At 39.0% G+C, this 12,560-nt stretch carries 11 protein-coding genes; 6 read left to right on the top strand and 5 right to left on the bottom strand.

All coding sequences use genetic code 11. From position 1 onward, the window contains the following. The 4 genes from Q8907_06565 to Q8907_06550 all read left to right on the top strand — a co-directional run. Positions 1-411, top strand: a 411-nt coding sequence (locus Q8907_06565) for a class I SAM-dependent methyltransferase (GenBank protein MDP4273925.1), incomplete at its 5' end; no start/stop codon positions are given. Between the two features lie 66 nt (positions 412-477). Continuing rightward, positions 478-1,188: an ABC transporter ATP-binding protein gene (locus tag Q8907_06560; GenBank protein ID MDP4273924.1), complete on the top strand. Its 711-nt coding sequence runs from the start codon at positions 478-480 to the stop codon at positions 1,186-1,188. 1 nt (position 1,189) lies between these two features. Beyond that, positions 1,190-1,735, top strand: coding sequence for a cob(I)yrinic acid a,c-diamide adenosyltransferase (locus Q8907_06555; GenBank protein ID MDP4273923.1), 546 nt, complete (start codon positions 1,190-1,192; stop codon positions 1,733-1,735). A gap of 86 nt (positions 1,736-1,821) precedes the next feature. Next, positions 1,822-2,043 carry a DUF2795 domain-containing protein gene (locus Q8907_06550; protein ID MDP4273922.1) on the top strand — a complete coding sequence of 74 codons (222 nt, stop codon included), beginning with the start codon at positions 1,822-1,824 and terminating at the stop codon, positions 2,041-2,043. Between the two features lie 117 nt (positions 2,044-2,160). On the opposite strand, the gene Q8907_06545 is transcribed toward Q8907_06550, so the two are convergent. From Q8907_06545 to guaB, 5 genes are all read right to left on the bottom strand, one after another. Further along, on the bottom strand, positions 2,161-3,723 hold the full coding sequence (locus tag Q8907_06545) for an OstA-like protein (GenBank protein MDP4273921.1): 1,563 nt from the start codon (positions 3,721-3,723) through the stop codon (positions 2,161-2,163). A 218-nt stretch (positions 3,724-3,941) separates the two neighbouring features. Then, a complete protein-coding gene (locus Q8907_06540) occupies positions 3,942-5,291 on the bottom strand; it encodes a peptidylprolyl isomerase (GenBank protein MDP4273920.1) in 1,350 nt (449 codons plus the stop codon). Positions 5,292-5,300: 9 nt separating this feature from the next. Beyond that, positions 5,301-6,152, bottom strand: coding sequence for a hypothetical protein (locus Q8907_06535; GenBank protein MDP4273919.1), 852 nt, complete (start codon positions 6,150-6,152; stop codon positions 5,301-5,303). 82 nt (positions 6,153-6,234) lie between these two features. Continuing rightward, a complete protein-coding gene (locus Q8907_06530) occupies positions 6,235-8,166 on the bottom strand; it encodes a peptidylprolyl isomerase (GenBank protein MDP4273918.1) in 1,932 nt (643 codons plus the stop codon). Between the two features lie 54 nt (positions 8,167-8,220). After that, complete coding sequence (guaB, locus tag Q8907_06525; GenBank protein ID MDP4273917.1) at positions 8,221-9,690, bottom strand: IMP dehydrogenase; 1,470 nt, start codon at positions 9,688-9,690, stop codon at positions 8,221-8,223. A gap of 177 nt (positions 9,691-9,867) precedes the next feature. Here guaB and Q8907_06520 point away from each other — a divergent pair, with 177 nt between their 5' ends. Both Q8907_06520 and Q8907_06515 read left to right on the top strand, forming a co-directional pair. Next, complete coding sequence (locus tag Q8907_06520) at positions 9,868-11,787, top strand: ATP-dependent DNA helicase RecQ (GenBank protein ID MDP4273916.1); 1,920 nt, start codon at positions 9,868-9,870, stop codon at positions 11,785-11,787. Positions 11,788-11,852: 65 nt separating this feature from the next. Beyond that, positions 11,853-12,476 carry a DUF5063 domain-containing protein gene (locus Q8907_06515; protein MDP4273915.1) on the top strand — a complete coding sequence of 208 codons (624 nt, stop codon included), beginning with the start codon at positions 11,853-11,855 and terminating at the stop codon, positions 12,474-12,476. Positions 12,477-12,560: the final 84 nt, after the last annotated feature.

Raw genomic sequence — 12,560 nt, 5'->3', positions numbered from 1 at the left:
TCGGCCAGACCGGAGGCAAAGGTTATTACCATTGAAGCTGATTCTTCCTTGGCTGATTTGGCCCAAAAAAATTTCAAAAGGTTGGGGTTGAATAATATCCGTCTGATTCGTGGACGTTTTGATGATAACTTACCTCTTTTACTTAAAGAAATTTCTAAATTCGATCTGGTATTTATTGACGGAAATCACCGGAAAGAACCTGTGTTAAATTATTTCCGGCTTATTTCCGTCAATATGGTTTCTTCCGGTATTATGGTTTTGGATGACATTCACTGGTCGGCTGAAATGGAAGAGGCCTGGGATATCCTGAAAAAAGAAGAACGCGTATCCTTGAGTATAGATTTATTTTTTACAGGCATCTTGTTTTTCAAAAATGGATTCCAAAAGGAAAATTTTGTTTTAAATTTCTAAAAACTTGGCTATATTTTTTGTGTATTAAAATAGTTTGCTATATTCGTATAACAAAAAACGCTAACCATGGACAATGTGATCGAGCTTCATGATATAGTAAAAGACTATATTGTAGGTAGTATCGTTGTACCGGCTTTACGTTCCATATCAATGACCATAAAGAGGAACGAATATATTGCCATTATGGGGCCTTCCGGTTCGGGAAAATCAACTGCCATGAATTTGATTGGTTGTCTGGATACCCCCACATCCGGCAGTTATATACTGAATGGCCATGATGTCAGCAAACTTGGGGATAATCAACTGGCTGAAATCAGAAATAAGGAGATCGGCTTTGTTTTCCAAACTTTCAACCTGTTGCCCCGTTATTCGGCACTTGAGAATGTGACATTGCCTATGATTTATGCCGGGAAATCAAAAGATGATCGTTATCAGCGTGCAATGGAATTGATTAAAAGCGTAGGATTGGAGGACAGGATGCACCATAAGCCTAATGAACTTTCGGGAGGCCAGCGCCAACGCGTTGCCGTAGCCAGGGCTCTGGTTAACCACCCCTCTATCATTCTTGCCGACGAACCTACAGGTAATCTCGATACCAAGACTTCCATTGATATCATGTCTCTTTTTGATGAAATTAACAGCAGGGGCAATACGATTGTGCTGGTTACCCATGAAGAATACATTGCCAAACATGCCCACAGGATTATCCGGTTGAAAGACGGAGAGATAGAATCGGACGAAATTAACGAACATCCTGCTTTTACTTCTTTTTCATAAAATGATGCATAAAATATATACTAAAACTGGTGATAAAGGGTTTACTTCGTTGATAGGAGGAAAGCGGATTTCGAAAGCTGACCTGCAAATTGAAGCTTATGGTACGGTTGATGAACTTATTGCCTATATCGGTTTGTTGCGCGATCAGCCGATTGATGAATATACTCAGTCCCTCTTATTGATTGCCGAGAACAACCTGATGACCTGTGCAGCCATTTTGGCTGTAGATTCGGAAAACCCGTACAAACTGGACAGGAAAATTTCAGATTCTGACCTGAGTTTTCTGGAAGGGGAAATTGATCAATTGAATGAGAAATTACCTCCCCTGACTTCATTTGTCCTTCCGGGAGGGCATCCTGCTGTTTCCCTTTGTCATGTTGCCCGGACTGTTTGCAGAAGGGCAGAAAGATGTGTGGTCCGGCTTAATGAAGTACATAATATAGATAATATGGTAGTTATGTATTTGAATCGTTTATCCGATTACCTCTTTGTTTTAGGCAGAAGCCTGGCTGATTTTTTTCATATCAAAGAAAATTATTGGAAATAGATAAATAAATAATTGGCATGTAATATTTTTTTATAGTTTTGCAAACTTTTTAAAATGCCTTAAGGGAATTTAAATTACTCACTAATATGTATTGGACATTAGAATTGGCTACAAAATTGGAAGATGCTCCCTGGCCAGCCACTAAAGACGAATTGATAGATTACGCAATTCGTTCAGGAGCACCATTAGAAGTAATTGAGAACCTTCAGGAAATTGAAGATGAAGGTGATGTTTATGAAGGTATTGAAGATATCTGGCCCGATTACCCCAGCAAGGATGATTTCTTTTTCAATGAAGACGAATATTGATTCAGTCGGGTACTTTCATTAGATGTTAATTAAGGTTTACATCTTGTTTCTCTTTTGCATAATCTGATTTTTATTTTTCAGATTATGCTTTTTTAGAAAAATTTCCGAAGAAAATATTTATTTTTTCTTCTTCTTATTGAAAGGTTGTTTTAGTTGAGGGGAGTTTTCCCAGGTAAAGATATCTTCTTTTGAATGTGGCCTGTATTGTTCTTCCCATTTGAAATTATCCAGGACCATTTCCTGCGGAGAAAGTTGACCCAGTGGATACAAGGTGGCCACCGGTTTTTTTAGGAAGATGATACGGTCCACTTTTCTATCCTTGATATAAATAATCAGATCCGAACTTTCTGCCTTATTGACCCCTATAAACTTATCCTTATCTTTAGGGAAATAAATGGTCTGACCATTTCCTTTAATATTTAAACGGTAAATTTCGTTGTCTTTAAAATATCCGGTCATTTCCTTTCCTTTGATCTGGTTGAACTTAGTGGAATCTTCCTTAGAGGCGATAAATGCCGCCCCAATAAATTCAGCATGATCCATTACCCTATTCTTTGTATAAAGCCTGATTTCATTGGCCGAAAGTTGATTTTCCTGGTTCCACAGCACGGGTTCTTTGTAAAGTCTGATGATGCTATCGGCTGTTGTATAAACCATTGAATCGCATTTGCCCTGCATATCGGGCCTGAAAAGCTTAACCTTGTAAAAGGCCTTTAAAATCTTTTGGTTGGGCAAAGTATCCGGATCCGAAGTAAACTTTTCGGCATGAAGAAACAAAGTATCGGGTTTATCAATTTTAATGATCAAAGCACGGTTGGTCATTAAAAAGTGTTGGTTTTTCTTGTGATATTCAGCATAATTACCCTGCATGATAACATTTTGTGCTGTATCAATCATGGTGATATTTGAAAATGCTTTGCCTATCTCGTTTTTTTTGTCATAGTATAGTGTATCTGCCCTGATATATTGGTTTTTACCCGTAACTACAGCTTTTTTTGTGAGTTCTGCTATACTCCGGCTTGAATTATACCAGCCGCGTTCACAGTATATCTTATTATCCTTGGTCGTAATATGGGTAGGCCCATAAAATGAAGCAACATTGGTTATGGAATTAAGGCGCATGGTATCCGAATGAATGGTATATTCCGGATTCTTATATATCACGTTCCTTCTGAAAAGATAAGAATGTTCATTTGAATAATAATATCCCTCCTGGCTGTGCAAAGTATTTTCCCCGCTTCTTATTTCGCCTCCTACGACATAGGAACCACTGCTGGTTTTTATATCATAATCCATAGCCTGGGTATGCAAAATGGTTTTTTCATCAACCAAGACCACATTTCTTAAGATATGTGCAAGTTTCAGGTTCCCGTCATAGTGCATTAACTCTCCACGGATATTGAGCGAACCTCCTTTTTGAACATGAACATGTCCATAAGCATCCACTGTATTATTGCTGAAAAAATAGGCACTGTCGCACTTCAGGGTAACTCCCGACTGCTTGAAAATAACATTGCCGATTAACCTTTTGACATTTCCAAAAACCATGCTGTTGTATTGAATAGAATTGGCGTTAACAATTTCCACTTTCGAACCCTGGGCCAACAGCTTACCGGAAAGACAAAAAAAAGAAAAAATACCTAAAAGCAATAAAAACTTATATGAATGGAAACCCCTCATTTTACTCTTTTTCAGGTCACAATTATTGTGAAATGCCTTGATTTTATTTGTAATGGATAATTTATTTAATTTATTGAACATTGTTGAAAGTCCGTTAATTTATATTTTCTCATAGCACTTCCAGGCATACCCTCTAAATTGGTAAATCGATATGAGGTGGATTTTATTTTTCTGTAGTGCAATTGAAAATTGTTTCTTCTAAATATGTTTGCTGAAAATTATTTTACCCACGAATCATTTTCATTGACGAAAGAACAGTCTTTAAAGGGTTCTCCGACATGAATGAAGGTGGTCTTTTGTTTATCAGCAATCCAGGTCTTCATGTAAGCTTCACGTTTATGATTTAGGGCCAGATCCTGTAAAAGCGTATAATCATCTTTAAAATTTGCCCTGTGGGCTTCATGACGGGATTTGATCATCATTACCTTATAAACTTTTTTGCCATTTTCGTCTTTTGATTCAAAGGGAGCAGAAATCTGGTTTATTTTTAAATCTTTAATAGAATAATAATCAGCAGGATCTATTTGATCTACCGTAAATTTGGTGCTGTTGTCGGTAGGATTGACCAACATACCGCCTCCTGCACTGGTATTTTTGTCTTCCGAGAAAAATTTAGCGGCCATCTCGAAGTTCAGGGTGTCCTTTTTAATTGAAATCAAGTGCAAAATACTATCCAGGCGGGTTTTAGCTTTGAGCATGGACTCGGGAGATACTTTAGGGGTCATGAGTATATGACGGGTATTAACCTTATCATCCCTTCGTTCTATAAGTTGAATAATATGGTAGCCAAATTGGGATTCCACAATTTTGGAGACATTACTTCCTTTTAAGCTGAAGGCTTCGTTGGCATATGCGGGATCGAGTTCGGCTTTTGAACGGAATCCTATTTCACCGCCATTTACCGAAGATCCATCTTCTGAATATAAGACAGCCAAAGCAGAAAAACTTTCCCCGTTTAAAATCCTTTTCCGTAAATCCAACAATTGCTGTTTAACATCAAATATTGCTTTTTCGTCATGAGGAGGATAAATCATAATCTGGGCCAATTCCAATTGAATGGGGACCATGGGAATGCTGTCTTGCGAGAGGTTGTTGTAAAAACTTTTTACTTCGGAAGGGGTGATTTTGATGGCATCCATGATATTTTCCTGCATTTTCTGAGTCATCAACTGTTCACGGATATTATCCCTGAAGTCATTTTTTATTTCCAAAATGGTCTTTTTAAAATAGTCTTCCAGTTTTTCTTTACTGCCGATCTGATTGATAAAATAATCAATCCTGTTGTTCAATTGCATGTCAACCTGGCTCTCCGAAACGGATATACTGTCTATTTTTGCCTGATTAAGCAGGAGTTTTTGGGCCATCATGTTTTGTAATATCTCGCAATGTGCACCTTCGTCCAGATGCTTATTCTGTGCTTTTAGCTGAGTATATTGACTTTCAATATCAGAAAGTAAAATCATATTGCTGCCTACAACAGCAACTACCTGATCAATGATCTGACTTTGTCCCTGAGCCTGGAATGACAAATAAAAAAGCAATAATAATGCAAATGCGTATCTCCTCATGTTCCGGTATTATTTATATATTTTGAATACATTATGATCTGCAGCATCGTTGTAAATGCTGTTTTCCAAATTATTTATAAACGAAAGCTTCCGTTTGTTCAATATGATGGCTTTTATATCGGAAGCAACGTATTCTATTGGCGCTTCTGTCCCTTTGAGACGATGGTCCCTGATATGAACCAGATATTCAAAAGCTTTATCTTTATTCACAATAAGGCTCTGGGTCTGCAAATATCCCTCGGGATTATTGATTTTATTGGGCAATTCATCTAAAATGGCCGAAAAAGCAATCCATTTATCGCCATAATAAGTGAATTTCACTGCATATTTTGTGCAGTATTTTTCAAGTTGGGCCAAATCTTCATCTTTTGTCGATTTATACCATTGTAACACCTTTTCCATTTCCGGCGATTTTAAAGGCAACTTGATATATACAACCTTTACAATATTGTCATTTAGTATGAAATTGGGCAGATTGGCCTTATAATAATCCTGGATGTCTTTTTGGCTGACTAAAGTATCCAATTTTTGTTGCACCAGTAATTGTTCGTATCTGAAAGTAAGCAGTGAAGTGCGGTAATCTTCTATCAGTTGGGATACATCTTTTTGTTTACTGTCGAGGTTTTGTTCTGCTTTTTTTAATATAAGCTGTTTTTTCAGCCAGTTGTCAATGAATGCTTTTGCCAGTTCAACGCTGTCTGTAGCATTTGTGCCATCGGGTATTGCTTCTCCTACCTCCGATAAGTACAATACCTTTCCATATATTTTTGCTACTGCTTTGTCGCCCTCTTTATGCCGGCAACTTCCCAGTATTACAGGCATAAACATCAGAAGAAATAACAGTAATGTGCGATTGTTCATCCGACAGATCATTTATATAAGAATGTTGGCACATTTTAACCAACAACTTTTTGTGCAAATTTAATCTTGTTTTAACGAAAAGCTATTTTATTGAATACAAAATTTTTCTGTTTAACTCTATTGTATATTTTTTTCTCAGTTCTTTAATCCATTGATTTTCCAGGTATGACTGATAATCTGCAGTTACGAGTCCTTTAATTTCATTCAGCGGTTTGGGCTGCGGTTTGAGTTCGGCATCCCTGGAGATAAAAATTACAGAGCCATCCTTATCAATGATGTTTGTAAGTCCTAAGTTCCAGCCAATGGAATCCAGTAATTTATTCTCTCCCTGTGAAAATATTTTATGTTCAATTTGCAGGCAGGGATGGTCATTGCTTTTACCGCAAACTTTTTCGACTAATTTTGGGTCATTGAATTTATATTTTGACTTTTTAACCAGTTGATATGCGGTTTTGGTTTTATTGGCATCAGGACAACTGTAAATTGTAGCCTCTAAACGTTTCCCGCTGAGATAATTGTCTTTATTTACTTCATAAAAATGGATAAGTCCCGTGGTGTCCGTAATGGCTTTCGACCATACCAGGCTGTCGGTTATATTGAAAAGTAAAATACCATCGTGATATTCCTGGGTGATATACCGGAATTCGGGATATTTTTGTTCCAGCCTGCTGTTTTCGAAATTCATCAGCGACTCTTCCACAAATTCATTGTAGAGATTGTCAATATCCTTGATGGGACAGGTTTCCGGATGTTGTTTCATAAACTCGCCAAAATCTTTTTGGCTGAAGGTTTTATTGTCGAAGGAGAAGAGAGGTTTGCTAAGTCCTTTAGCTGAAGAAAAGTCGGCATTTCCCAATGAATAAAAGGGAAGAAGGTTTTTTTTGTCTTCTTTGAAAGCATATTCTTTTTTCAGCCTTTTGATAAATATTTCCCTCAGGAAATATTGCCTTTCCGGGTCGTTTTCAATTTTTTTCCTGATTTCGCCCTCTAGCTGTTCGAAGGGCGGAATGGCTTTCCTGTCAATGCGTTTAATGATGTGCCATCCGTAGGGGGTATGAACAGGCCTTGAGAAATCACCATTTTTTTGAAGGGCGAAAGCGGCAGTTTCAAATTCAGGGATCATTTTACCGGGTCCGAACCAGGGCAGCACGCCACCTTCTTTTGCAGTGCTCCTGTCTTCGGAATATTCCGAGGATAGTGTGCTGAAATCTTCACCATTTTTTAGCTTCACATAAATTTGATTGATGGCATTCCTTGCCGAATCATCTTTTGAAACATCCGAGCCGAAAGGCACAATAATCATGATATGGGCCACCTTGATCTCTCCTGGATCCGTTCTGGTATCGGTCACCTCAAGCAGGTGATAGCCTTCCCGGGTTCTGACAGGCATAGAAACAGAGCCCTCAGGGGTTGAATAGGCAGCCGATTCGAAAGCATAACCGGTTTTGAATGCGGAAATATAGCCCAGGTTCCCTGCATTATTTTTTGATAAGGAATCATCCGAAAGTTTTGCTGCAACCTGGGCAAAAGGTTCGCCGTCAATGACCATTTTACGGACAGACAAAGCTTTTTGATAGGCTTTTAAAGTATCATCGGAAATGGCAGAAGGCGAAATTCTGATCAGGATGTGTCGGACATTTACTTCATTTTTCAGGCGGTAATATGCTTCTTTTTCCATTTCATTGAGCATATCCTGGGCCGTCAGATAGGATTTAGCCAGTTGATCTCTGTATCCTTTCAATTCGCTAACAAAAGAAGAAGCCGTATCAAATTTTAATTTTTCGGCTTCTGCGACTTTCAACCTGAAATTTATAAACATTTCCAGGCTGCTGTCCAGTGATTGAGGGCTGTATCCCGGCAAATTGATATCGTTTTTCTTGTATATCCTTTCAAATTCTGCTTTGGTTACAGGATTGCCATTGATAGTCATTAAAACTTCAGTTTGTTCCTGGGCAGGGACTATTCTGCATATAAACAAGAGACCAACCAGTGAACTGAAAAAAGTAAATTTCATCTTACGCGAGGTTTAATAGCTTCATGTGTAATGAACGTCAAAAAACAAAATATATTATCTGCTATAATTTGGAGATTCACGGGTTATGGTAACGTCGTGTGGATGGCTCTCAACAATTCCTGAATTGGTTATTCTCACAAACTTTGCTTGTTGAAGCTGTTCAATATTTCTTGCACCACAGTAACCCATTCCTGCACGCAACCCTCCCAAAAGCTGATAAACCACCTCATACAAGGTGCCTTTGTAAGGTACGCGGGCTTCAATTCCTTCTGGCACAAGTTTCTTGATATCATCTTCCACATCCTGAAAATATCTGTCCTTTGAACCTTGTTGCATGGCCTCAATTGATCCCATCCCTCTGTATGACTTATACTTACGTCCATTGAAAATGATCGTCTCACCGGGTGATTCTTCAACGCCTGCAAACAGTGAACCTGCCATAATGCTGCTTGCTCCGGCAGCAATGGCTTTGACTATATCCCCCGAATAGCGGATACCTCCATCAGCAATTAAAGGAATGCCTGAATTTTTAATGGCCTCGGCAACATTATAAATGGATGATAATTGTGGAACACCGACACCTGTAATTATCCGTGTCGTACAAATTGAACCGGGTCCAATGCCGACCTTTACTGCATCAGCACCGGCTTCAACCAGAGCCCGGGCTGCTTCCGGGGTGGCTATATTGCCCACAACAACTTCAATATCCTTAAAGTTTGATTTGGCAAGTTTCAGCATGTCAATAACTCCCTTTGTATGTCCATGGGCCGTGTCGATCACAACGGCGTCAACATCTGAATGCACCAGGGCCTCAATCCTTTCCATGGTATCTGAAGTTACCCCAATACCTGCAGCTACCCTCAGGCGGCCAATGGAATCCTTACAGGAATTGGGCCTGTCTTTGGCCTTGGTAATATCTTTGTAGGTAATTAAGCCTATTAGTTTGTTATGTTCATCAACAACAGGAAGCTTTTCAATTTTATACCTCTGCAGGATATTGGAAGCCATTTCCAAATCTGTGTCCTGTGAAGTGGTGATGATATTTTCCCTGGTCATTACTTCGCTGATGGGGCGGTTGAGGTTTTTTTCAAACCTTAAATCACGGTTGGTTACAATGCCAATCAGGATATGGTTTTTATCCACAACTGGTATCCCGCCGATTTTGTATTCCAGCATCAGGTTAATGGCATCGTTGACATTTTTCTCTTTCCCAATGGTAATCGGGTCGTAAATCATTCCATTTTCAGCACGTTTAACGATTTTTACCTGCTTGGCCTGTTCGGCAATGCCCATATTTTTATGAATTACGCCAATTCCGCCTTCCCTGGCAATGGCAATAGCAAGGTTCGCCTCAGTAACCGTATCCATGGCTGCTGATACAATGGGCGCATTCAATTTGATGTGCCTTGTAAATTGTGTAGAAACATTTACATCCCGCGGCAAAACATTTGAATAGGCCGGTACCAGCAGGACGTCATCAAAAGTCAATCCTTCAAACATTACTTTGTCTTCGTAAAAGGACATGGGCTTATTTTTTTGATTATAAATTGCTAAGTTACAAAAAAAACAACTTTGCCAAATTGCTTTCATTCTTTTTAATCCCACTTCTTTTAAGTTGACTTTTAAAGACTGATATGAAAAATTGTTGAATTATTGATGCAGGTTGATTAATTTTAAACAATATTTAAGAAAACCATTTTTATGCTTACTTATTCGGCAGATTTGTATAAACAAATATTAACCCTTCATTGGGGTTACCAGGAATTTCGTCCCCTGCAGGAAAAAGTAATGCAATCGGTTTGCGGGAACAGGGATACTTTGGCCCTGATGCCCACAGGAGGAGGGAAATCCATTACATTCCAGGTACCCGTTCTGGCTAATGAGGGTTTATGCCTGGTGATCACTCCCCTGATTTCCCTGATGAAGGATCAGGTGGAGAATCTTAAAAGACGTGAAATCAAAGCTATTGCTGTTTATTCGGGCATGACCCCGGACGAAATAAACATTGCTTTTGAAAATTGCCTGTATGGCGGGTACAAGTTTTTGTATATCTCTCCCGAACGCCTTGGTACTGACTTGTTCCGTGCAAGGGTACAAAAAATGAATATCAACCTGATTGCTGTTGACGAAGCGCATTGTATTTCCCAGTGGGGATACGACTTCAGGCCATCTTACCTTAGAATTGCCGACTTACGTGATATATTGCCCGGTGTGCCATTGCTTGCACTTACTGCCACTGCCACACCTGATGTGGTAGATGATATCCAGGAAAAACTCAGGTTTGAGAAAAAAAATGTGCTTAGTACCAGTTTTGAGCGGAAGAACCTCATTTATTTTGTGAAAGAAACTGACGATAAGCAGAAATATCTTTTAAAATCAATCGAAAAGCTCAAAGGCAGCGGAATCGTATATGTCAGGAGCCGGAAAAGAGCCAAAGAAATAGCTGTACTTCTTAAGCAGAATAAATTTTCGGCCGATTTTTATCATGCCGGATTGAGTGATTCTGAGCGAAGCCGGAGACAGGCTGAATGGAAATCCGGTAAAACAAGAATTATTGTTTCAACCAACGCATTTGGCATGGGCATTGACAAGCCTGATGTCCGTTTTGTCCTGCACATAGACCTGCCCGATACGCTGGAGGAATATTTCCAGGAAGCTGGCAGGGCAGGCAGGGATGGCAAACCCTCCTGGGCTGTCTTACTTTATAATAATTCCGATAAGATCAATCTTGAAAAAAGAATCGCTGTTAATTTTCCTGAGACCGATCTGATTAAGCGCATATACCAGGCTTTGGGAAATTATTTCCAGATTCCTTTAGGCGGAGGAAAGGATATGGCCTTTGATTTTAACCTGGCCACTTTTTCTACTACTTTTAATTTTAATATGATTGTCGTTTATAACAGCTTGAAATTTCTTCAACGTGAAGGTTATCTGGAGCTTACAGACGACATGAACAATCCTTCCAAAGTCCATTTTATCGTCAACCGGGATGATTTATATAAATTCCAGGTGGCTAATGTTCATTTCGATGCTTTTATCAAGCTTCTGCTTCGAACTTACAGTGGCATGTTCAGCGATTATACGGCCATATACGAAGATTACCTGGCTTCAAAGACTGGCATTAGCAAGGAAACTGTTTACCAGTATCTCATCAAACTCAGTAAATACCAGGTGATAAATTATATTCCACAGAAGAAAACCTCACTGGTTGTATATACCGAAGAAAGGCTGGATGATAAGAATCTCTTTATTTCAAAAGAAAAATACAGGATACGAAAAGAAAATTATGTGTCAAAAATTCAGAAAGTGATTGATTATGCTTCTGGGAAAGACAGATGCAGAAGTGAGTTTTTGCTGGATTATTTCGGGGAAAAAGGTGCTTCTCCCTGTGGAAAGTGTGATGTGTGCCGAAGCCGTAAGCAACCAGACATGGAACAGCCTGAATTTGACCTGATCTGCGGACAAATAAAGAATTTGCTCCTGCAAGCCCCGGCCAGAAGGGAAGATATCATTGATAACCTTCATCTGGATGAAGAAAAAGTCCTTAAAGTGATGGACTGGTTGCTCGATAATGACAAAATAACATGCCTGGACGACAATAAAATAGTGTGGCAGCCATAACTTAAAAAATTGTTTACCTTTGTACCTGATTTATTCCGTTGGTTTTGAGTTAATGATTTGGCAAGATGAAAGAAGAGTTGAAAAAGGTGGTTTTTTCGCCTAATGTTATTGAATTCCTGACTGTTGCAAAGGAATATTGCAATTTTTTAGAAAATATTCCTGAGATGAGCAGGATTGAATTTCTGTCCACCGTACAAAAAATTTTGACTTTACTTTATCTCAAAGGAGCAATGTTGCCCAAGGTCCAGTATATCAGCGAGGATGAAGAAAGCGAAAAGTTTGTTACAGAAAAGGATTGGACAGATCTGAATAATAAGTTGCTTCTTAAGTTTGGAAACCAGGATATTTATACTGAAGTTTTTTTACCTGAAGCCAGGGAACTGGGTGAGCCCGTTAATGCAAGTCTGTCGGAAAACCTGAGTGACATTTATCAGGACCTGAAAGACTTTGTTTCTGTTTTTAAATCGGGTGATGAAGAGTTAGTCAATGACGCCCTTTGCACCTGCCAGACAAACTTTGAACAGTATTGGGGGCAGCTGGCTGTCAATGCCCTGGGGGCAATTCATTCCCTATGCTATAATCCCGATGAAACTTTTCAAGAAGAGGAGGATGAAGTTCATGACCATAAACCCAATATAGATTCCTCGTTTATTGCTCAAAGGCAACGCGATTATCAAAATAACGACTAGAATTAATTCATGTTTGCAAAGACTATTTCTGCTCAGGAGCTGAATATTTTGCCGGTAAAGCATTTTGAAGGCGAAACATTTGTT

It is taken from the genome of Bacteroidota bacterium (genome assembly GCA_030706565.1).
GTDB lineage: Bacteria > Bacteroidota > Bacteroidia > Bacteroidales > JAUZOH01 > JAUZOH01.
Note: the sequence above shows the minus strand (reverse complement) of the source record. Positions and strands in the feature narration are given on the sequence as shown.